A 20,397-nucleotide genomic window follows, 5' to 3' on the forward strand; every position below is an offset into this window, starting at 1 on the left:
CTAAGATTCTCTCAGGTTTTGGTTTTCCTCAGGAGTCCTCAGATTTTCTCCTCGTTAATGGTTTGGAACCTTCTCATGTTTTTCGAGGATGGCATCTACCGCCGCCCCCAAGTCTACGTACGACTCTACCCCCGCAGGCAGGCGCGACACGTCTTTGCTGCCGTACCCGGTCAAGACCAACAAGGAGGTGCAACCCGCGTTCAACCCCGCCTGCACGTCCCCCAGCTTGTCGCCTATCATGTATGAACGGGAAAGGTCGATGTCGAGGTCCGCTGCGGCCTGCTCCAGCATCCCGGGAAGGGGCTTGCGGCAGGCGCATTCCCTGCGGTAGTCGCCGGTGGCGTGCTCGGGGTGATGCGGACAGAAGTAGCAGGCGTCGATGCTGATCCCGTACTGCGCGAGTTCCTCGTGCATGTGGTCGTGGATGTCGTGGAGCGCCGCCTCGTCGTAAAGCCCGCGCCCTATCCCGGACTGGTTGGTCACCACCACCAGGAGGAACCCTGCCTCCTTCAACCGCTTGAGCGCAAAGGGAACACCGGGGATGAGCTCAAACTCCTCCACCTTGCTCAGATACTGCACCTCGACGTTGATGGTCCCGTCGCGGTCGAGAAAAACCGCCCTGTGCTTCGCCATGGTTCCCTCGCGCCCTATTTGCCCTTCAGGAAAAGCTCCCGCTCTACCAGGTCGCAGATGATGTGGATGATGGTTATGTGCCCTTCCTGGATGCGGGGGGTGTCGTTGCTGGGGACGATGAGGGGGAGTTCGGCCACCGACTTGATGCTCCCCCCGTCTTTGCCGAGGAGCGCTATGGTGCGGCACCCTTTCTCGCGGGCGAGTTCCAGGGCAAGCTGGACATTGGGGGAGTTGCCGGAGGTGGAGATCCCCACCACGACGTCGCCCGCCGCGGCGTGAGCCTCGACCTGACGGGAGAAGATCCGGTCAAAGCCGTAGTCGTTGCCGATGGCGGTAAGGATGGAGGTGTCGGTGTGAAGCGCGATGGCGGGAAGCGCGCGTCGCTCCAGCTTGAAGCGGCCGACCATCTCTGCTACGAAATGCTGGGCGTCGGCGGCAGACCCGCCGTTTCCCATGACCAGGAGCTTGTTCCCCGCCTTGTAGGCGTCTACCACAAGCGAAACGGCGCTCTCTATTGCGGGTGACAACTCCCCCTGAAGCGCCGTCATGACTTCGCAATGGGCCTTAAGCTGGGCCTTTATCTCAACAAGCATCCACTACCCTCCTGCATTGGATATTCAAGCCTCAGCGAGACCGCGACTACTGGTAGCGGGCCTTGATCCTCTCGCAAAGCTCGGAGAAGGACAGGTACCGCTCGCTCCAGGGGAAGGGTATTCCATCCACTGCGGTGACCGGGGTGATCCCCGGTTTCTGGGACGCGATCTTGTCGAAGAGGCGCTTTTTCATGCCGTCCCAGGCAAGCCTCGGGAGCGGCACCAATGTGACGTGCTCGTGCAGCTTCCCGAGCCCCGCCTGCTGGGCTGCCTGGTTCAAGGACGCCGGCAGCAGCACGGTATAGCTGTCGTCGCGCCGCGCCCCCTTTACCAGCCACTGCAGCTTTTCGCCCAAAAGCTCGACTTCGACCCCCTTGGGTACATGAAGGATGTAGCTCCCTCCCACGCCCCAGCGCTCCCTGAAAAGCGCGATGCTCCGCTGCTGCGTTTCGCGCCGCCTTTGCTCGGAACCGAGCCGGGCTTCTTCCTGGTGGTGCACCACCGGGGTCGGCACCTGCACCGTGATAAACCCCTTGGCGTTGGCGCGCCGGGTGTAGTCCTTGAGGCACCACACGCCGCCGTCCATCCCCTCGTCGAGACCTCCGATCTGGCGATAGAGTTCCCTGGTGATCACCATGGCGCCGAAGGAGCCCCGTTCCAGTTCGGTCGGGACATCGCACTCCTCGCCCGGATCGAGACAAGGAAGCAGAATCCCCGCCTCGGGATGCTCCTGGGCGTAGGCTAGCAGCGGCTCAAGCCACCGCGCGCTCACCAGGCTGGTGTTGCGCACCAAAGCGAAGTACGGCGCCTCGGAGCTTTCAAAACCGCGGTTTGCAGCAGGCACGAAACCTATGTTGCTGTCATCGCGCATCAACAACGCGCGGTCGTCCAGGCTGTCGGCAAGTTCCTGCAGGAGCCTTTCGGTATCCCGCTCGGACCCGCAGTCCACCATGATGAATCGGGCGCCGGGTGTGTGGTTGATCAGGGTGACCAGGCAGTTCCGGGTCTCGTCGGGCCTGTTCCAAACGGGTATGATGACGTCTATGATGGCGTCGGTCATGACAATCCCCCAGGCTGACAAGCAGGTTGTGAAAGAAAAGGGCGCCTAAGAGCTGACTGCGACGTTGCGAAGCAGCGCCAGCTCGTCGAGTACCTTGCCGGAGCCGAGCACGACGCAGGAAAGCGGGTCTTCGGCGGTAACGACCGGAAGGCCGGTTTCCTCGCGCAGCAGCACGTCGAGGTTGCGCAAGAGCGCGCCGCCGCCGGCCAGCACGATACCCTTGTCCACGAGATCCGCAGCAAGCTCGGGCGGGGTACGCTCCAGGCAGTTGCGCACCGCGTCCACGATGGCGGTCACCGGCTCGCTGAGCGCCTCGCGGATCTCGTTGGAGTCGATCTCGGTGGTCTTGGGAATGCCGGAGACCAGATCGCGCCCCTTGACTTCCATGTGCAAAAGCTGGGTGCCGGGGTACGCCTCGCCGATCTCTATCTTGATGAGCTCGGCCATGCGGTCGCCGATCAGCAGGTTGTACTTGCGCTTGATGTACTGAACGATCGCCTCGTCCATCTTGTCGCCGCCGACGCGCACGCTCTTCGTGTACACGATGCCGGCCAGTGAGATCACAGCGACCTCGGTGGTGCCCCCCCCGATGTCGACGATCATGTTGCCGGAAGCTTCGGTGATGGGAAGCCCCGCCCCGATTGCGGCCGCCATCGGCTCCTCGATCAGGTAAACCTCGCGGGCCCCCGCGCTTTCGGCGCTTTCCTTGACGGCGCGTTTTTCCACCTGGGTGATCCCGGAGGGAACGCAGATGACGATCCTCGGGCGAACCAAGGTCTTTCTGTTGTGCACCTTGTGGATGAAGTAGCGCAGCATCTCCTCGGTGATGTCGAAGTCGGCGATGACCCCGTCCTTCATGGGACGGATGGCGGTAATGGTCCCGGGGGTACGGCCAAGCATCTTCTTGGCCTCCATACCGACCGCGAGCACCTTCTGCTGGCCGTTTTGCATCTTCTGTACCGCGACCACCGACGGCTCACGCACCACTATCCCCTTCCCTTTGAGGTAGACGAGGGTGTTGGCCGTACCGAGATCTATGGCCAGATCATTAGAAAACATGCCGAAGAGGGCATCGAAAATCTTGATCATGCATTAACTCCTTTGATTATCGCGCTACCGGGACGGCCCGGCGCCAAAATTGGAAATGTAGCAAAAACTCCGCACCCTTGCAACAAAGAAAAGCCACAGCGCCGTCACCGTACGCACAAAGGAGACATCTATACGGCATCATTCTGGTATTGCTTTTGCGATTAAATCATACTATTATTCCCAACTCTTGTGATACATGAGAGACCACTCTATCAGCGCAAAGGAGCCGAACCGGAATGCTAGGCATAATGAGGAAGTACAAGCAATCGATACTAATAAAGATTGTATTCGTCGTGATAGTACTCTCTTTCATAGGGACCATCTTCCTCGTCTGGGGCAGGGGCGGAGATAAATCCGCTAACGGTCCTGCTGGATATGCCGCAATGGTTGACGGCACCAAGATCTCGATGGATGACTTCCAGAAGAACTACTACCGCACCAGGAACCTGTACGAGCAGATCTACGGCCGCTCGCTGACCCCAGAAATGGAAAAGCAGATGGGGCTCAAAAAGGCAACCATAAGCAGCATGATTGACAACGTCCTCACGCTCAAAGAAGCCAAGAAGATGGGCATCAAGGTGGATAAGGACGAGGTGGCCGCGGAGATCGCCAAGATCCCCTCCTTCCAGAACAACGGCGCTTTCGACTTCAACCTTTACCAGAACACCCTCAAGGCCAACCGGGTCACACCTAAGGAGTTCGAGGAAACCCAGGAACAGGACATCCTGGTGCAAAAGGCGCGCAACAAGGTGAAGGAGAAGGCGACCGTCACCGAAGCTGACCTGATGCAGGAGTTCAAGAAGCAAAACGACAAGGTCAACCTTCAGTACGTCTCCTTCTCCCCCGCCGACGTAAAGGGGAGCATCAAGCTGACGGACGCCGAGCTGAACGTCTACCTCCAGGACCACCAGGCGCAGTTCAAGACGCCGGAGCAGGTATCGATCGCCTACACGGTGGTGGGCCCGGCAGCCCTTGCCGCCAAGGTGAGCGTCACCCCCGAAGAAGCTCAGAACTACTACCAGAAGAACATCGACCGCTACCAGGGCAAAGGGGGCATCCTCCCGTTCGCCGAGGTTAAGGATCAGGCGACCGCCGACGCGCAGAAGGCCAAGGCAGCCAAGGAAGCCTACGAGAAGGCGGCCGAGACGGCCAACAAGTTCCGCGGCCAGGGCAACCTCGATGCCGCCGCCCAAGCGCTCGGTGGCAAGGTCGAGAAGACCCCGCTCTTCACCGCGCAGGCGCCTGCCGCTGCCATCGCAGGGGAGACCGAGCTCGTCACCCGCGCCTTCGCGCTGAAGCAAAACGAGCTGGGGGGACCGGTGGAGACCGCCAAGGGGATCTACCTGCTGAAGGTCCTCGACAAGAAGCCGTCCGTCGTGCCGCCGCTGGCGCAGGTAAGGGCGCAGGTCGAGAAGAAGCTTTTGGAAGTGAAAGGGGCCGAGGTAGCCAAGAAGAAGGCTGAAGAAGCGCTGCAGCAGCTCTCCAAATCCGGCGCGGCCACCAAGGAGACCGGCAACTTCGGCTATTCCCCGGCCGGCGCCCTCCCCACCGTCGGGACCTCCCCCGAGCTGATGGAAGCCGCTTTCGCGCTTACCCCTGCCAACCCGGTCGCCAAGCAGCCGGTCAAGGTGGGCGAGCGCTGGTACGCGGTGAAACTGAAGAACAGGGCGGAAGCGCCCACCACCGACTTCGCCAAGGCCTCCGCAACCATCAAACAGACCCTGCTCCCCAAAAAGCAGCAGGAAGAACTGGACAAGTGGTTGAAAGGGCTGAGGGATAAGGCTAAAATCGACATCAACCCGTCGATCAAGGACTAACTAAAGCAACGACGCGGCAAATCGACAGCTATTCAAGTGCGAGGTGGAGGGTGCAGGTGCACACTTCACCTTTCACTTTTAACGCTCGAAGCGCGAACCATAAAAGGAGAATGGACAAATGACTACACCGGTACTCAACACTGATTTCCCCGGTCTGAAGCTCGCCGCCCGCGGCAAGGTGCGCGATATCTACGACCTGGGAGAGACGCTGCTCATCGTCACCACCGACAGGATCTCTGCTTTCGACGTGATCATGAACGAGGGCATCCCGCACAAGGGGTACGTGCTGACCCAGATCTCCGCCTACTGGTTCCGTCAAATGGAAGACATCATCAAGAACCACATCATCTCCACCAACGTCGCCGATTTCCCGAAAGAGTGCCAGCCGTACGCCGACATCCTGGCCGGGCGCTCCATGTGGGTGAAGAAGGCGCAGCCTTTGGCGGCCGAGTGCATCGTGCGCGGCTACATCTCCGGCTCCGGCTGGAAGGACTACCAAAAGACCGGCGCCATCTGCGGCATCAAGCTTCCGGATGGGCTCAAGGAGTCGGACCGCCTCCCCCAGCCGATCTTCACCCCCTCCACCAAGGCGGAACTGGGAACCCACGACGAGAACATCTCCTTCGAGGAGATGTGCCGGATCTGCGGCACCGAGATCTCCACCAAGGTGCGCGACGTAACCCTCGCCATCTACGAGAAGGCCCGCGACCTGGCCGACCAGAAAGGGATCATCATCGCCGACACCAAGTTCGAGTACGGCATCTACGACGGCGAGCTGATCATCATCGACGAGTGCATGACACCTGACTCCAGCCGTTTCTGGCCCAAGGAGAGCTACAAGCCGGGCGGCCCCCAGCCCTCCTTCGACAAGCAGTTCCTGCGTGACTACCTGGAGACGCTCGACTGGGGCAAGACGGCGCCTGCGCCGCCGCTTCCCGAAGAGATCGTCAGAAAAACCGGCGAGAAGTACATGGAAGCGCTGGTGAAGCTGACCGGCAAAGGGATCTAGGGATTGACCGACGCCCCGCCCCCTCACCGGGGGCGGGGCTTTTTTTGTGCCGGCAAAGGAAAAAGACGATGCTGAAGCAGACCTTGGCCCTGCTGTTTCTTCTGGCCCTATCATCCTCCGTCTCGGGCGCTGCCGCTGAGATCCCCCTGGCCCATTTCAGTAAGTCCGACCTCTCCGGCTGGAGCGACAAGGCCTTCAAGGGGAAGACCGACTACAGCTTCGCCGACGGCGCGCTTAAGGCTCACAGCGTGAAAGGGGCCAGCGGGAAGATCAAGAAGGTCTCCATAGATACGCGCAACTACCCGAAGCTCTCCTGGAGCTGGCGCATCGACCACACGTTGCGGCACGAGGACGCCACCCGCAAAAGCGGCGACGACTTCGCGGCAAGGGTCTACGTGATCTTCCCGCGCACCTTCTTCTGGCGCATGCGGGCCATCAACTACGTCTGGTCCGGGAAACTCCCCGTAGGTAGCCACACCCCCAGCCCGCATACGGCTAATGCGGTATCGATAGCGGTGGAAAGCGGGGACGCGAAGGCGGGAACCTGGGTGTTCGAGGAGCGCAACGTCTACGAGGATTACAAGAAGATATTCGGGGAGGATCCCCCCCTTATGGGGGGGATCGCTGTCATGACCGATACGGACGACACCAAGGAGGAGGTCACCGCCTGGTACGGCGACATCACCCTCAGCTCGGAGTGAGCTGCTAGCCGATCAGCTTGGCCAGCCTCGACCTCTGTTTCACCAGGCGCGCCTCGCCATCCTCAAGCGCCTTCAGCACGCTTTTCTTGGCGCCGTAGGCCATGTCCTTGCCGCGGTCGAGGATCTCCGAGGCCCGCTCGCCGACAGACTCGGCCATTTCAGCCACCTGCTCGGTGAAATCCTCCACCGCCTCCAGGGCGTCTTCCCCCTTGCGGCGTGCTTTCTTGGCGTAGCGCCCCATCTCCTTGCGGGTCTTCTCGCCGCTTTGCGGCGCGTACATGAGCGCGATGCCGGCGCCTATGATGCCTCCAGCCAAGAGCATGAGCGCCCCAACCATCAGGTTGTTTTGCTTGTCTTCCATAACGGTCCTCCTTTGCTTCCCATGGTAAGATTTCAGCTGCCCAATATAGTACCCGAAGCGTCCCGTTTGCCAAGGCCCAGTTCTCATTATTACTTTGAAGCAGAGGGGTGTGCGTGTATAGTTAACACGTTACGCTCACTACAAATACGCATCACCAGAGGTAGATCATGGATGAAAAATATGACGTACTGATAGTAGGAGGCGGCCCAGGGGGAGTCGCCGCCGCCTACATCTGCCATAAGCTTGGCCTGTCCCACCTGCTGATTGAATCGGGCAAGGCTATCTTCCAGGGCATTGCCAATACCTACCCGGAAGGAAAGAACGTCTACCCCTCCAAGCCCAAGGAGAACCCTGAGCCCTTCCTGGTAGAGGAACTGCGCCCGCCCGACAAACCGGTGACGGTGGAAAAATACATCCAGTACGTGCAGCACTTCGTACAGCACGAGGGGCTGAACGTACTCACCGACACTCAGTTCGAGAACATCGAAGACGGCAGGGAGTACCTCAAGGTGCTCACCTCCCGGGGGACTTTCCCGGCCAAAAGGGTCCTGCTTGCCTTCGGCAGTTCGATACCGAAGGAGCTCTCCGTGTACGGAGACGCGAAGATGGTCGCTAAGGGGCTGGACGACCCGAAGAAATACATCGGGGTGCGCACGCTTGTCATCGGCGGCGGCAACAGCGCGGCCGACGTCATCATCTCCATCCTCAAGGAAAAGCGCAACGCCAACGACACCGAGCCGGTGTACTGGGCGCACGTCGCTGAGACCTTCGACGTGAACAAGGAGACAGCGCAAAGGCTGGGCGAGGAGATCCTCCTGGGGGGAAACATCCGGCTTTTGCCCGGCGCGACCCCGAGGATCGGCGAGGTCGACGACGAAGGGGTGGACCGCCTGGTGATCCGGGTAAGCGAGGACAAGATCCCCGGGGGGATCGAGCGCTACCACGCCATGAGCTTTCCCATGAAGAACGTGATCGCCTGCATCGGAAGCCAGGGCCCCACCTCCATCTACGACCGGATCGGCGTGCAAACCATAGCCTGCGCCGAGGGGGTCTGCCAGGTAGCAAAGGAAGGGGACCGGCTGCTCCTCTTAACCTCCGACTTCGAGTCGACCCGCAAAGGGGTCTACGTGATCGGGGGGGCCATCTCCCCCTCCTACATGCGGATCAACAAGGGCGCCATCCAGGAGGAGCGGCACCCGAACCTGATCTACACCGCGGTTAACGACGCCCACCACGTGATCGACGCCATAGCCGCGAAGCTCAAAAAATAGCGGGTTAGCTGGGAATTAACCGCCGCGCCCGCTCGGCCTCTCGCCGCTCTCCTCCCCCTTTCCTGACCCTCCCCCTCCGGGGGCGGGAAACAGTCACCACCCTAAATAAAAAAAGGGGAGCCAACCGGCTCCCCTTTTTCCATTCATTACAGATTATTTCACTGCTGCGGCTATTGCCCGCGCATCTCTTCCTTCAACCCTTCCACCACAGCCTTCACTTCGGCAATCATCTCGCGGGCCTGCGGGGAGTGCTCCCTGGCCAGGTAGCTCTCGAAGTACTTGATCGCTTCCTGGGTGCGGTCCTGGTCGATGCAGATGTTTCCAAGCGTCAGGTAGCTCATGGTGAAATCGGGGTCGAGGCGGACCGCTTCCAGCGTCTCGCGCTCGGCCGACTCGAGATCGTCCATATCGTAGTAGAGCTCCCCCAGGTTGAAGCGTGCGGTGGCGTCCGCAGGATCGATCTCGATTCCCTTGTGGTAGGCCTCGATCGCCTTCTCATTCTCCCCGAGACCGTAGTAAAGGTCCCCCATGGCGTTCAGGGCGAAGACGTTTTTGGGATCGAGTTCAAGCGCCTTCTGGAAGGACTTCAGCGCATCGTCGGTCCGTTCCATCGCGTTGTACACAAGGCCCATGCTGACGTAGCCGTCGCACTCCTTGGGCTGCAGCTCGGTCACCTTGCGGTAACAGCCGAGCGCATCCTTGTGCTTGCCCGACTCGAAATAAACGTCGCCCAGGGCCGTGATCCCGTCGAGGTCTTCAGGCGCAAGCTCCAGCCCCTTCTTGAGCGCAGCGATGGCATCGTCGGCCTTCCCCTGCTCCGAGTACGCCTCGCCCAAGTAGAAATAACCCTCGGCGTTCTCCGGCTCAAGCGAGATGCACCCCTTGAAGGCTTCGACGGCCTGGACATACTCTCCCGACTCCATCAGGGCTATCCCGTCTGCCAGTTTCTCGTCAAAAGTCGTTCCCATTGCCACCTCCGCGTCTGCAACTGATTTCATTGGCGCACACTATAACAGAGATAACGAGGCTTTGCCATCTTAAACGCCCGTTAAAATAGCATTAAAATACTTCACATATCATTTTTCTCATTTATACTGCCCCGAGAACGCCACAAAGGGGATGAGAATGCCGGAGGAGACAGGGGAACAACTGGGACTGAGGACACTGGAGGACATCAGCATGCTGATCCTTCACTCCCACGATCTGCAGGAGACCCTGGATAACATAGTCAACCTCGTTGCTAAGAGAATGTCCTCCGACGTCTGTTCCATCTACCTTCTGGAGGAGGACGGCGAGACCCTGAGGCTGCACGCGACCCGCGGTCTCTCCAGGCTCTCCGTCGGCATCACCATGAAGACCTCGGAAGGCCTCACCGGCCTCGCCATCGAGCAGCGCGGCGTAGTGGCGACGGACAACGCGCCGCGGCACCCGCGCTACAAGTACTTCAGGCAGACCAAGGAGGAGAAGGTCCTCTCCTTCTTAGGCGTCCCCTTCTTCGAACGCAACAACCCCATCGGCGTCCTGGTCATACAAAACCGCGACGCGCGCACCTTCACCTCCCAGGAAATCAGCGCCGTCTCCACCATCGCCTGGCAGATCTCCAGCATCGTTTCCAACGCAAAACTCCTCGACTCCGTCAGGAAGAAGGAAGAGGAGCGGGCTTTTTACGCAGCCGAGGTGGACCGGCTCCGCAAAACCGGGGTACTCAAGGACACCGGCCGCGCGAGCCGCAAGAGCCAGGGATCGGGCGTATTGACCGGGATTGGGATCTCCCCCGGTTTCGCTCTGGGAAGGATTTCGGTACTGCACCGCGGTGCGAGCGAAGAGGCGGTCCTGGAGCAGGCGCGGCCGCGCGCCGAGGAACAGACCCGCTTCCTGCACGCGCTGGAAAAGGCGCGCATCCAGACCATCTATATGGAGAAGCGGGTGGGCCAGATCCTCTCCGAGGCCGACGCCGCCATATTCCACAGCCACCTGATGATACTGGAGGACCGCGGCTTCATCGGGAAGATCGGCGCGCTGATCGACGAGGGGCTGGGAGCCCATACCGCGGTAAGCCAGGTGGTGGACAGCTACGTGGCGGCCTTCGCCCGGATGCAGGACCCCTACCTGCGCGAGCGCAGCGCCGACATGGAAGACATCGGGCGCAGGATCTGCGACGCGCTGAACGGCAGCAACCACAGGCACAGGGAACGCCTGCGCGACCCGCGGATCATCATCGCCCGGGAACTGCTCCCCTCCGACCTCGCCATCATGGACCACGGCAAGGTAACCGGCATCGCCACCGAGAAGGGGAACCAGAACGCACACGCGGCGATCATGGCCCGGGCGCTCGGCATTCCGGCCGTCTTCGGGGTAGAGGGGCTGTTGAAAAAGGTCGGGGCCCGCTGCGAGGTGGTCGTTGACGGCAACTCCGGCTGCGTCTACGTAAACCCGGACCAGCGCATCAAGAAGGAATACCAGCGGCTGCAGGGGGAGTTCGACCAGAAGCAGCGCGAGCTGGAAGGGATCCGGGATCTCCCCGCCGTGACCACCGACGGCTGCACCGTGTCTCTTCTGGCCAACATCGGACTTTTGAGCGATTTGAGGGTAGCGCAGGCGCACGGCGCCGAGGGGGTCGGGCTGTACCGGACCGAGTTCCCGTTCATGAGCCGCAATTCGTTCCCCGGGCGCTTCGAGCAGGCCGCCATCTACCGCAAGGTGCTGGAAGGGTTCCCAGGGCTCCCGGTCACCATCAGAACCCTCGACATAGGCGGAGACAAGGAGCTTTCGTACTTCCCCCACCCAAAGGAAGACAACCCCTTCCTGGGGTGGCGCTCCATGCGCATCTCACTCGACCGCGAGGACATCTTCCGCGAGCAGTTGGCTGCGGTGCTTTTGGCGTCCGCCAGCGGCAGGTGCAACATAATGTTCCCCATGATCTCCGGCGTGGACGAGGTGCGCCGCATCAAAGGGATACTGGAGCAGGTGAAAGAAGAGCTGAGAAAAGAGGGAAAGGAATTCGCCCAGGATATCGGGCTCGGGGTCATGGTAGAGCTGCCGGCGGCGGTGCTGGTAGCGGAGATGCTGGCCCGCGAGGTCGATTACCTGAGCATCGGGACCAACGACCTGATCCAGTACACCCTTGCCTGCGACAGGAACAATCCGCGGGTGAAGAAGTGGTACGACCCGTACCATCCTGCGGTCCTGCACTCGATCAAGAAGGTGGCGCAAGCAGCCGCGGTTGCGGGAAAGCCGGCGTCTTTGTGCGGCGAGATGGCGGGAGAACCGATCAACGCGGTCCTTTTACTGGGGCTTGGGATACGCTGCTTCAGCCTTTCCGCGCCGAACATACCGCGCGTTAAAGAGGCCATACGCGCCATTTCCCTGGGGCAGGCGGAACAGATAGCCGGCCAGGTGCTGCGGATGGAAAGTGCCCTCTCCATCAAGAGCTACCTGGAATCGGTACAGCGCGAGCTAGGGCTGTAAGGCACAAGAGACAGCAGCCGGGGGCCGGATAACAGATCCCGGTCCCCGGCCATGTATCTCCAACAAGGGAGGGTCGATCTTTCGCTGTCAATTGTCAATTATCAATTGTCAATTGAGTTTAGATCCAGCAGTCCCCGCCGTCGTAGTTGAGGTCGTTGTTGGCCCCTTTCCCTTTTTTCACGCACCCCTTCAGCTTGTTGAGTGCCTCTTCCTTCGCCTCACCCAGCTTCTCGCGAACCTCGCGGCCGGTCTTGGGAGTAAAGAGGAGTGCGGCGCCTGCAGCCACAGCGGCCCCAGCCAGGAAGGCCAGCAGTGCGGCCTGTTCGCTTTTTTTGGACATGACGTATCGCTCCTTTGGTTCTGGAAGTTAACCACCCGGAAATTTTGCAATTATTCTTACCACATTCGGCGACGCAATAAAACCCCCAACGTTTACGTCTGCAGTTATTTTCTGCTTAGCATTCACAGTGGTTAAATGATACTATCGCCGGCATAAAAAAAATCTGAAGGAGATATGCATGTTTTCGTTGAAGAAAAAGCACCTTTTAGTGATCGCCTCGCTGCTGACGGCCATGCTGCTCCCGGCCGGTTCCTTCGCGGAAGAATCCGCCGCCCCCCCTCAAGAAAAACCAGCCGGCCAGCCAGCCGCGAAAAAGGCGGCCGACGAGCCGGCAGCCAAGCCGGCGGTGGCGCAGAAAAGCCCGGCCGTGCTCCGGGTTAACGGCACGCCCATCACCAGGCTGGACGTCGAGCGCGCGGTCAAGGTGATGCTCGCGCAAAACAAGGTAGACCAGCCGATTCCACCGGAGCTGCAAAAGCAGGCGGAGAGCGCCGCGCTGGAGCAGTTGACCACCGCCGAACTCCTCTACCAGGAAGCCTCGAAGAGCAAGATCCCCGATTTGGACAAGATGATTGAACAGAAGGTGTCGCAGAACCGGCAGAGGTTTACGACCGAAGCGGAACTGGTCGAGGCGCTGAGCGCGCTGGAAATGACCCTACCGGATCTGGAGGAGTTCACCCGCAAGGAGATCGTCCTCAGTACCTACATCGCCGAACATTTCCAGAACAAGGCTAGTGTCAGCGACGAAGAGGTAAAAAAGTTCTACGACGACAACCTGAACCAGTATTTCAAGAAGCCGGAATCGGTGAAAGCGAGCCACATCCTGGTCGGGACCGATGAGAAGTCAACGCCGGAGGACAAGAAAAAAGCGAAGGAGAAGGCCGAGGCGCTCCTGAAGCGGCTGCAGGCGGGCGAGGATTTCGCAGCGGTTGCCAAGGGTGAGTCGACCTGCCCGAGCGCGAGCGAGGGAGGCGACCTGGGTGAATTCGGTCGCGGGCAAATGGTCCCCGAATTCGAAGAGGCAGCGTTCAAGCTTAAGCCGGGCGAGATGAGCGGCGTGGTCGAGACCAAGTTCGGCTACCATATCATCAAGGTGACCGGAAAGCAGGAAGCGGCAGCGGAGAAGCTGGAAAACGTGAAAGAGACGATCGTCGAATTCCTGAAAAAACAGAAGGAGCAGCAGGAGCTCTCCAGCTTCGTCGATGAGTTGAAGAAAAAGGCGAAGATAGAGAAGGTCGAGCTGTAACCACACCAAAAGGGGACACACTAAAAAGGGGACAGGCTACTTTTTGATTTCAAAAAGTAGCCTGTCCCCCTTTCTTTTTTGTGGTCCCCTCCCCTCCCCTGTCGTCAGGGAGCAGCCGTTGTGGGAGGCGGTACGAATACCCTTGCCGCCAGCTCCGTGTCCAGCATCAGCAGGCCCTGCCCGTTGTCCCCTATCAGCTTCAGCTTGCCGATAATATCCCTGTCGTTTTCCTCCTCCTCGATCTGCTCGGTGACGAACCACTGCAGGAAGATCACGGTTGCGTGATCCTTCTCGGTTTGCGCCAGGTCGGTCAGCTCGTTTATCGACGAGGTGATGAACTGCTCGTGCGCCAGGGTCTGCTCGAACATATCGAGGAGGTTCTTGAATTTGGTGGGTGGCGCCGCTATGGCCGCAAGCTCGGTATGCTCCCCGCGGCTATTTATATAGTTGTAAAACTTCATTGCGTGGACCATCTCCTCCTGGTACTGCACCATGAACCAGTTTGCGCTTCCCTTCAGCCCTATGGAGGCAGCATACGAGGACATGGAGAGGTAGAGATAGGCAGAGTAGAGTTCGTTGTTGAGTTGTTTGTTCAAGGCGTTGCACAGTTTCTTGCTAAGCATGGTCAATCCCCCTTTTATTGCATTTCAAACAGTGTCAGTACTGACAACAATGATATCTCTTCAGAGCACCGATTCAAATATGTATACGACATCGAGAGAGTTCGGGTCACAGCCGTCAATCGCTCTTCTTCCCCGCGTCCATGCGATCCATGAAGATCTTGATCAGATCGATGGGGACCGGGAAGATGGTAGTCGAGTTCTTCTCGGCAGCTATCTCTGTGAGCGTCTGTAGATAACGCAGTTGCAGCGACATCGGCTGCTCCACCATCACCTGCGCCGCCTGGGCCAGCTTTTCCGAGGCCTGCAGCTCGCCCTCGGCGTGGATCACCTTGGCGCGGCGCTCCCTTTCCGCCTCCGCCTGCTTCGCGATGGCGCGCTGCATCTCCTGCGGCAAATCGATGTTCTTCACCTCGACGGTCGAGACCTTTACCCCCCAAGGCTCAGTCTGCCGGTCGAGGATCTCCTGCAGCTCGCGGTTGATCTTTTCCCGGTTTGCCAGAAGCTCGTCCAGGTCCACCTGCCCCAGCACGCTGCGCAAGGTAGTCTGCGAGAGCTGGCTCGTAGCGTAGAGGTAGTTCTCCATCTCCACCACCGCGCGCACAGCATCCACCACCCGAAAGTAGATCACCGCCGACACCTTCACCGTCACGTTGTCATGGGTAATGACGTCCTGCGACGGGACGTCCATCGCAACTATCCTGAGCGACACGCGCACCAGCCGGTCGATACCCGGGATGATGAGCACGATGCCGGGGCCGCGGACCTTCTTCACCCTACCCAGTCTGAAGAGGACCCCCCTCTCATATTCGGGGAGTATGCGAATGGCATTGGCGAGGAAAGCTACTATCAGGACAAGAACGAACAATACCGGGAACAGGTCGAACACGTTCATGATCCCCTCCGGGAAATAGTTGTGGTCCGCAAAGGCCCGCCAAAGTATAACTAAGCAACAGTCTCAGTCAATTGCCGGCTTGCCAAAACTCTTCATCCATGTTATTGAAGAAACCTCTAACAATGGGAACTGGCGCATGAAACAGAACATCAAGATACTGGTTATTGAAGACGACGACAGCAGCCGCGAGGCGCTGCTCATCCTTTTGAAGTCGATCGGCTTCACGGTCAAGGGATGCAGCAGCGGTCAGGACGGTTTGGGCGTCCTGTCGGGCGAGCCGTTCGACATCGTCATCACCGACCTTTTTCTCCCCGATCTGAACGGGATCGACATCCTGACCCGGGTAAAGGCGAGTTCCCCCCGCACCGAGGTCATCCTGGTCACCGGGTACGGCTCCGCCGAGACCGCGGTGCAGGCGATGAAGAAAGGCGCCTACGACTACATCACCAAGCCACTTAACATAGAAGAACTCCGCATCATCATCGACAAGGCCCTTGAGAAGGGGCAGCTCGTCAGTGAAAACGTCTACCTGAAAAAGCAGCTCAGGGATAAGTACGAGTTCGCCAACATCATCGGCAATTCCCAGGCGATGCAGCAGCTCTTCTCCAGGATGAAGCGGATCATCAAGACCGACTCCACCGTCCTCATCCTGGGCGAGTCGGGAACCGGCAAGGAGCTCGTCGCCAAGGCGATCCACTTCAACGGCAACCGCAAGGACAAGCCGTTCATAGCCGTCAACTGCTCCGCCATACCCGAAAACCTCCTGGAGAGCGAGCTCTTCGGGCACGTCAAGGGTGCCTTCACCGGCGCCGTAAAGGAGAAGGTGGGCAAATTCGAGGCAGCCAACTACGGCACCATCTTTCTCGACGAGATCGGCACCCTCCCCATGCACCTGCAGACAAAGCTTTTGCGCGTGCTGCAGGAGCAGGAACTGGAGCGGGTCGGCTCCAACAAGCAGATCAAGCTCGACGTTCGCGTAGTCTCCGCCACCAACGTGAACCTTGAGGAAGAAGTCGCGCGCGGCAATTTCCGCGAGGATCTATTTTACCGGCTCAACGTCATCCCCATCCTGATCCCCCCCCTGCGGGAGCGGATCGAGGACATACTTCCCCTCACCAAGCACTTCCTGGATAAGAACTGCCGTTCCATGCAGCGTCCCATCATGCACATAGACAAGGAGGCGTTGGAAGCGCTGGAGGCGTATCCCTGGAACGGGAACGTGCGCGAGCTTGAGAACATCATCGAGCGGATTGTGGCGCTGACCGAGGGAGACGTGATCACCTTGCGGGACCTGCCGGCGAACATAGTGAAGAGCTACGTAGAAGGGACCCCCACCAGCGTCACCCCCGCCGGCATAGACATGGTAGCCGCCATCAACGAGATAGAAAAGCGGATGATAGGCGAGGCGTTGCAGTTAGCCGGCGGAGTGAAAGCCCGCGCCGCCGTCATGCTCAACATAAACAGGACCACCCTCGTGGAGAAGATGCGCAGATTGGGAATACCGCTGTAGCGCGGCGCCCAGCCCAGCCCAGGCGGGCACCCAGACGTTGCGGTCTAACTTCCTTGTTGAGTATGCTCAGGAACGAACTTGATTTCAAGATGACAGCCGACGGCATGAGCGTATTTCTTGAGGGTAGTCAAAGATGGGGCGTGCTTGCCAACTGCTTCCAGTCTTGAGATTGCACTCTTTGTTGTCCCCATGATTTCTGCGACGGCTTCCTGCGAAAGTCCTACTCGCGCCCGGGCGGCAAGCATCTCTTTTGCCAGGGCGTATTCCTCTTCCAAGCTCTCGTATGCCTTTGTGAATTCTTCTCTTTTCTTTGCTTTTTCCAAAAATGCCTTATGGTCATGGGTAACTGGTTGATATTTCAAATCAGCCATTTTGAATCTCCTTCATATGTGGCATGCGCAGATTTGGCCCGAACTCCATCAGTAACTCGATTATTCTCGCATAATCAGCAAGTACGCCATCAGGCCAGGATTCGATCTCGGCAAGAACGCGAGCGTGGAAATATTCAATTGAATAATTCATGCAGGAAGTTAGCATTTTTGCGAACGCATGTCAATTTGGGGGGGAAGGTCATATCGTTTCTATGATTTGATTCTGGTTCATCTACGTGGGGGCGCAGCAGTCGCGTCGCCCCGCTCAACCTCAACCTCAACCGCTATTCCGGAGTCCGGAAGCGTCCTTCCTTAAACGCCCACCCAGGTAAAATCAACCACTTAGGTTCGAATTTTGTAAGGACTTAATTGTCTCCGGACAACCCCACCGCCGCCGCCAACAGCCACCTACTCAGGACGGGTTAAAGTGAAATAGAAGGTCGCTCCCTTGCCCGGTTCCCCCTCGGCCCATATACGCCCGCCGTGGTGATGGATAATCCTCTCTACCGTGGCCAAGCCGATCCCATAGCCTTGGAGTTTTTCGGCACCAGGCAGCCGGTGGAATGGGACAAATAGCTTGTCGGCATCAGCCATGCTAAACCCCGGACCGTTGTCGCGGACGAAATACGTCGCACTCCCGCCAGTTTCCGTCACACCAAACTCGATAACCGCCTCGTCCAGCATACCGGTATACTTCCAGGCATTCCCGAGGAGATTATCGAGGACTACCTGCAGCAGAGTCGGATCCCCGTTGACCATTACATCGCTGATGATTCGGAAGGTGACACGGCGCTCCGGTTCGGACTGTCTAAGTTCCAAGGAGGTCTTTTGCGCCATCAATGAGATGTCGACCATTTCCAGACGTAGTTCGATCTGGGCCATCTGTGAGAATTTCAGCAATGCGGCGATTAGCTTGGTCATGTCAACTACTTTGCCGTAGCCTTTTTCAAGATAGCCTTTGCACTCTTCACTCAGTTCGTCGCTGCACAGCATTTTTATCCCCTGGAAGTAAGTACCGATGCTGTTAAGCGGGTTGCGCAGATCATGTGCAACAGCGGAATTGAATGCTTCCAGGCTCCTGTTTGCTTCCTCCAGCTCGGCGGACCTCGCCGCCAGGCTGGTAATCAGTTTCTCGATCCTGTCTTCCGCGAGCTTTCGCCCGGTGATGTCGCTGAAAAGGATGGCGACGTGCCGGTCCTCGGGTCGTCCGGAACGGAAGGCGTACCCATCAAACCAGCGGTGGAGTGGTTCGGCCGGGTGCTCGAATCGAACCGGCTGGCCCGTCAAAGCAACCTGTGCGTAGGTCTCGACCCAATATTCTTCGATCGGGGCAAGCTCGCGCATCCTCTTGCCCTGGGCATCTGCTATTCCCGACTGCTCCGCAAACGACGGATTGACTTCCAGAAAGAGATAGTCAATCGCCTGGTCATCCTCGTCAAAAATTACCTTTACTATGCAGAAACCTTCATCGATCGACTCAAACAGCGTGCGATAGCGTCTTTCAGATCGTTCCAGTGCCAGCAACTGGTCCCGCACCAGGTATTGGCGGCGCCTGCTCCGCAGGGCCGAGCGAACGACCGCCACCAGTGTATTTACGCGCACAGGGCGTTCTACCAGGGTGATATCGCCGGGAAGCAGCAATGCGTTTCGTGCATTTTCTGTTTCGGGGCCATGGCGTAAAAGCACGATGATCGGCAACTCGGACCAGGAGGGTTGATTGTCGAGTGTTGCGCTCAGGTGCGCCCCGACAGTGGGAGTGAGCTCTTCCTCCTCGATTATGAGAGCACCTGCCCCCTCATCGATTTCGGCGCTGAGATCTCCGTATGTGGCACACATCATCGATGCCACTTCGGCCACTTCCAGCACCCGGGGAATCGACTCGGCATCCCTGCTTTTCGGCAGGAACACGAGCACCCGCTCAGCATGGCCAAGGTATGTCGTATCGCTAACCGACAAGGGTCGGAACTCCTGTCAGAACTCCTTGCATTTTAACCAGGGGCTCGCCGATTGTGATGCCTTCGCTGGACAGGCTGAATTCCCGTATCGTCATTTCGTGCGCCCCCCTCCTCTTCTTGACCACTGACATCGCCCGCTTGATCTCTCCGCGATGCTCGAAAAAACGGAGCAGGAGAATGGCATCGGCGAGATAACTGACATTCGTCCCCGTCGTCTCGTCGCCGAAGATGCCATGCTGCTCTACAGTCAGATACGTCGTCACCTCTTTGTGCGACAGATACATCAAAAGCTGGTGCAGCTGGACAAACAGATGTTTTTCGTCGGACATTGCGTTGAGGTAGCCGCTCAGCGTGTCGATGACGATGGTTCGGACGCCTCGCTCCTCCACTTCTCGGATAAGCATCGCGCTGAACTCTCCGGTGGAAAATTCTGCCACATCGATCTGATGGAGCGTGACCAGACCCTGCTCGATGAAGTCGTCCACCGCCAACCCCAGCCCCTCGGCTCGTTGCTGGAACGAATCCTCCATCTCTTCAAAAAGATACACCGCCGCAGTCTCGCCTCTTTTTGCCGCAGCAATAACGCACTGAGTCGCCAGCGTCGTCTTCCCCGTCCCCGAGGCTCCTATAATCGCGGTAGTGGTGCCCATATCCATACCCCCGCCCAAGAGGAGATCCAGCCGTTTGTTACCGCTGGAAGCAAATGTCCTTTTCTTCTTCTGCCAGTGATGTTCGCCCACAATCAGGGAGGGGAAGACGTTGATCCCCTCCGCCTCGATTCTGAAATCGTGCCAGCCGCTCCGGTAGGATTTGGCCCTCAGTTTCACGACCAGCAGCCTCCGCCGCACCGGACCGTATCCGAGCACAATCTGCTCCAGGCGAATGACCCCGTGGCAAATGGTTTCCAAGTGGGTATCAACTTCGCTCTCGCCAATGTTGTTGGTAAAAACGACCGTGCATTCACCGCCGGTGAACTCCTGCCGCAAGGCCAGCACCAGGCGGCGGAAGCTTGTCAGGTCCTCGGAGAGGAGTCGCAGGTCCGAAAGTGAATCGATCACCAGGCGCTGCGGTTTCACCCGTTTAAGCTCCGCGAGCAGATCCTGCATCGCACCGGAGGGCTCCATTTCCGCCGAATGGAAGATCCTCTGCTCCGGTCCTTTCATGATTTCTCGGCTGATTTCCACGGTATGGAGGATGAAATAATCGGGGTCGAGGAAAATGTCGCCGGCTTTTGCAATGGCGGCGAGATCCGCTCCACCCCCGCCTACGGCAATATAGAGGCAACGTTCGCGCCTTCTGATCCCTTCGGCGACGAACTGCAGTGAAAAGGTAGTTTTCCCAGTCCCCGGGGAGCCTGAAATAAGGTACATTTTCCCGGGGGTCAATCCTCCCAAGAGTATCTCGTCAAGACCGGGGATACCGGTCGGTAGGAGCTCTGAGTGTTTTTTCGTCATACAC

General features: G+C 58.7%; 19 protein-coding genes. 7 read left to right on the forward strand and 12 right to left on the reverse strand.

The genetic code is table 11. The annotated features are described in order from the left end of the window. Positions 1 to 54: 54 nt before the first annotated feature. Genes gmhB through K419_RS0103730 form a run of 4 tightly spaced genes read right to left on the reverse strand, consistent with a single transcriptional unit; the run spans position 55 to position 3,375 of the window. Positions 55 to 633, reverse strand: coding sequence for a D-glycero-beta-D-manno-heptose 1,7-bisphosphate 7-phosphatase (gene gmhB, locus K419_RS0103715; RefSeq protein ID WP_026840398.1), 579 nt, complete (start codon positions 631 to 633; stop codon positions 55 to 57). A 14-nt stretch (positions 634 to 647) separates the two neighbouring features. Continuing rightward, a complete protein-coding gene (gene gmhA / locus K419_RS0103720) occupies positions 648 to 1,226 on the reverse strand; it encodes a D-sedoheptulose 7-phosphate isomerase (protein WP_026840399.1) in 579 nt (192 codons plus the stop codon). A gap of 46 nt (positions 1,227 to 1,272) precedes the next feature. Beyond that, positions 1,273 to 2,286, reverse strand: coding sequence for a glycosyltransferase family 2 protein (locus K419_RS0103725; RefSeq protein ID WP_026840400.1), 1,014 nt, complete (start codon positions 2,284 to 2,286; stop codon positions 1,273 to 1,275). 45 nt (positions 2,287 to 2,331) lie between these two features. Continuing rightward, complete coding sequence (locus tag K419_RS0103730; RefSeq protein ID WP_012530940.1) at positions 2,332 to 3,375, reverse strand: rod shape-determining protein; 1,044 nt, start codon at positions 3,373 to 3,375, stop codon at positions 2,332 to 2,334. A gap of 236 nt (positions 3,376 to 3,611) precedes the next feature. On the opposite strand from K419_RS0103730, the gene K419_RS0103735 reads away from it, so the two are divergent. The 3 genes from K419_RS0103735 (at position 3,612) to K419_RS0103745 (ending at position 6,902) form a co-directional block, all read left to right on the forward strand. Continuing rightward, complete coding sequence (locus K419_RS0103735; RefSeq protein ID WP_026840401.1) at positions 3,612 to 5,192, forward strand: peptidylprolyl isomerase; 1,581 nt, start codon at positions 3,612 to 3,614, stop codon at positions 5,190 to 5,192. Positions 5,193 to 5,310: 118 nt separating this feature from the next. Further along, entirely contained in the window at positions 5,311 to 6,201 is an 891-nt protein-coding gene (locus tag K419_RS0103740; protein WP_026840402.1) for a phosphoribosylaminoimidazolesuccinocarboxamide synthase, read from the forward strand. A 68-nt stretch (positions 6,202 to 6,269) separates the two neighbouring features. Beyond that, positions 6,270 to 6,902 (forward strand): DUF3047 domain-containing protein, encoded by a 633-nt coding sequence (locus tag K419_RS0103745; protein WP_026840403.1) that lies wholly within the window; start codon positions 6,270 to 6,272, stop codon positions 6,900 to 6,902. A 4-nt stretch (positions 6,903 to 6,906) separates the two neighbouring features. Here the strand turns inward: K419_RS0103745 and K419_RS0103750 are convergent, their stop codons facing one another. Further along, positions 6,907 to 7,263 (reverse strand): YtxH domain-containing protein, encoded by a 357-nt coding sequence (locus K419_RS0103750; RefSeq protein ID WP_026840404.1) that lies wholly within the window; start codon positions 7,261 to 7,263, stop codon positions 6,907 to 6,909. A gap of 167 nt (positions 7,264 to 7,430) precedes the next feature. Here K419_RS0103750 and K419_RS0103755 point away from each other — a divergent pair, with 167 nt between their 5' ends. Beyond that, positions 7,431 to 8,534 (forward strand): NAD(P)-binding domain-containing protein, encoded by a 1,104-nt coding sequence (locus K419_RS0103755; protein WP_026840405.1) that lies wholly within the window; start codon positions 7,431 to 7,433, stop codon positions 8,532 to 8,534. A gap of 170 nt (positions 8,535 to 8,704) precedes the next feature. Here K419_RS0103755 and K419_RS0103760 read toward each other — a convergent pair whose 3' ends face one another. After that, a complete protein-coding gene (locus K419_RS0103760) occupies positions 8,705 to 9,502 on the reverse strand; it encodes a tetratricopeptide repeat protein (protein WP_026840406.1) in 798 nt (265 codons plus the stop codon). Between the two features lie 157 nt (positions 9,503 to 9,659). On the opposite strand from K419_RS0103760, the gene ptsP reads away from it, so the two are divergent. Next, entirely contained in the window at positions 9,660 to 12,002 is a 2,343-nt protein-coding gene (gene ptsP / locus K419_RS0103765; RefSeq protein ID WP_026840407.1) for a phosphoenolpyruvate--protein phosphotransferase, read from the forward strand. 118 nt (positions 12,003 to 12,120) lie between these two features. On the opposite strand, the gene K419_RS0103770 is transcribed toward ptsP, so the two are convergent. Continuing rightward, positions 12,121 to 12,342: a YtxH domain-containing protein gene (locus tag K419_RS0103770; RefSeq protein ID WP_012530948.1), complete on the reverse strand. Its 222-nt coding sequence runs from the start codon at positions 12,340 to 12,342 to the stop codon at positions 12,121 to 12,123. Between the two features lie 178 nt (positions 12,343 to 12,520). Between K419_RS0103770 and K419_RS0103775 the strand changes: the two genes are divergently transcribed. Continuing rightward, entirely contained in the window at positions 12,521 to 13,588 is a 1,068-nt protein-coding gene (locus K419_RS0103775; RefSeq protein WP_026840408.1) for a peptidylprolyl isomerase, read from the forward strand. 104 nt (positions 13,589 to 13,692) lie between these two features. Here K419_RS0103775 and K419_RS0103780 read toward each other — a convergent pair whose 3' ends face one another. Both K419_RS0103780 and K419_RS0103785 read right to left on the reverse strand, forming a co-directional pair. Next, positions 13,693 to 14,211: a ferritin gene (locus K419_RS0103780; RefSeq protein ID WP_026840409.1), complete on the reverse strand. Its 519-nt coding sequence runs from the start codon at positions 14,209 to 14,211 to the stop codon at positions 13,693 to 13,695. A gap of 115 nt (positions 14,212 to 14,326) precedes the next feature. Continuing rightward, positions 14,327 to 15,103 (reverse strand): slipin family protein, encoded by a 777-nt coding sequence (locus K419_RS0103785; protein WP_198013088.1) that lies wholly within the window; start codon positions 15,101 to 15,103, stop codon positions 14,327 to 14,329. 136 nt (positions 15,104 to 15,239) lie between these two features. Here K419_RS0103785 and K419_RS0103790 point away from each other — a divergent pair, with 136 nt between their 5' ends. Then, on the forward strand, positions 15,240 to 16,613 hold the full coding sequence (locus K419_RS0103790; protein ID WP_026840411.1) for a sigma-54-dependent transcriptional regulator: 1,374 nt from the start codon (positions 15,240 to 15,242) through the stop codon (positions 16,611 to 16,613). Between the two features lie 44 nt (positions 16,614 to 16,657). On the opposite strand, the gene K419_RS0103795 is transcribed toward K419_RS0103790, so the two are convergent. The 3 genes from K419_RS0103795 to K419_RS0103805 form a co-directional block, all read right to left on the reverse strand. Continuing rightward, positions 16,658 to 16,984: a helix-turn-helix domain-containing protein gene (locus tag K419_RS0103795; protein ID WP_026840412.1), complete on the reverse strand. Its 327-nt coding sequence runs from the start codon at positions 16,982 to 16,984 to the stop codon at positions 16,658 to 16,660. Positions 16,985 to 17,392: 408 nt separating this feature from the next. After that, positions 17,393 to 18,940: a sensor histidine kinase gene (locus K419_RS22705; RefSeq protein ID WP_051292855.1), complete on the reverse strand. Its 1,548-nt coding sequence runs from the start codon at positions 18,938 to 18,940 to the stop codon at positions 17,393 to 17,395. Further along, positions 18,930 to 20,393 carry an ATPase domain-containing protein gene (locus K419_RS0103805; RefSeq protein ID WP_026840413.1) on the reverse strand — a complete coding sequence of 488 codons (1,464 nt, stop codon included), beginning with the start codon at positions 20,391 to 20,393 and terminating at the stop codon, positions 18,930 to 18,932. Before K419_RS0103805 ends, K419_RS22705 begins: the two co-directional genes overlap by 11 nt. Positions 20,394 to 20,397 lie beyond the last annotated feature (4 nt).

Source organism: Citrifermentans bremense R1 (assembly GCF_000426865.1).
Lineage (GTDB): Bacteria > Desulfobacterota > Desulfuromonadia > Geobacterales > Geobacteraceae > Geomonas > Geomonas bremensis.

What these genes read in the sequence shown, in the direction of transcription:
- K419_RS0103750 (WP_026840404.1), bottom strand. Translation starts at nt 7,263, where the DNA reads ATGGAAGACAAGCAAAACAACCTGATGGTTGGGGCGCTCATGCTCTTG.
- gmhA (WP_026840399.1), bottom strand. Translation starts at nt 1,226, where the DNA reads ATGCTTGTTGAGATAAAGGCCCAGCTTAAGGCCCATTGCGAAGTCATG.
- K419_RS0103735 (WP_026840401.1), top strand. Translation starts at nt 3,612, where the DNA reads ATGCTAGGCATAATGAGGAAGTACAAGCAATCGATACTAATAAAGATT.
- K419_RS0103805 (WP_026840413.1), bottom strand. Translation starts at nt 20,393, where the DNA reads ATGACGAAAAAACACTCAGAGCTCCTACCGACCGGTATCCCCGGTCTT.
- K419_RS0103795 (WP_026840412.1), bottom strand. Translation starts at nt 16,984, where the DNA reads ATGGCTGATTTGAAATATCAACCAGTTACCCATGACCATAAGGCATTT.
- gmhB (WP_026840398.1), bottom strand. Translation starts at nt 633, where the DNA reads ATGGCGAAGCACAGGGCGGTTTTTCTCGACCGCGACGGGACCATCAAC.
- K419_RS0103790 (WP_026840411.1), top strand. Translation starts at nt 15,240, where the DNA reads ATGAAACAGAACATCAAGATACTGGTTATTGAAGACGACGACAGCAGC.
- K419_RS0103730 (WP_012530940.1), bottom strand. Translation starts at nt 3,375, where the DNA reads ATGATCAAGATTTTCGATGCCCTCTTCGGCATGTTTTCTAATGATCTG.
- K419_RS0103780 (WP_026840409.1), bottom strand. Translation starts at nt 14,211, where the DNA reads ATGCTTAGCAAGAAACTGTGCAACGCCTTGAACAAACAACTCAACAAC.
- K419_RS0103775 (WP_026840408.1), top strand. Translation starts at nt 12,521, where the DNA reads ATGTTTTCGTTGAAGAAAAAGCACCTTTTAGTGATCGCCTCGCTGCTG.
- K419_RS0103755 (WP_026840405.1), top strand. Translation starts at nt 7,431, where the DNA reads ATGGATGAAAAATATGACGTACTGATAGTAGGAGGCGGCCCAGGGGGA.
- K419_RS0103760 (WP_026840406.1), bottom strand. Translation starts at nt 9,502, where the DNA reads ATGGGAACGACTTTTGACGAGAAACTGGCAGACGGGATAGCCCTGATG.
- K419_RS0103725 (WP_026840400.1), bottom strand. Translation starts at nt 2,286, where the DNA reads ATGACCGACGCCATCATAGACGTCATCATACCCGTTTGGAACAGGCCC.
- K419_RS0103785 (WP_198013088.1), bottom strand. Translation starts at nt 15,103, where the DNA reads ATGAACGTGTTCGACCTGTTCCCGGTATTGTTCGTTCTTGTCCTGATA.
- ptsP (WP_026840407.1), top strand. Translation starts at nt 9,660, where the DNA reads ATGCCGGAGGAGACAGGGGAACAACTGGGACTGAGGACACTGGAGGAC.
- K419_RS0103770 (WP_012530948.1), bottom strand. Translation starts at nt 12,342, where the DNA reads ATGTCCAAAAAAAGCGAACAGGCCGCACTGCTGGCCTTCCTGGCTGGG.
- K419_RS0103740 (WP_026840402.1), top strand. Translation starts at nt 5,311, where the DNA reads ATGACTACACCGGTACTCAACACTGATTTCCCCGGTCTGAAGCTCGCC.
- K419_RS0103745 (WP_026840403.1), top strand. Translation starts at nt 6,270, where the DNA reads ATGCTGAAGCAGACCTTGGCCCTGCTGTTTCTTCTGGCCCTATCATCC.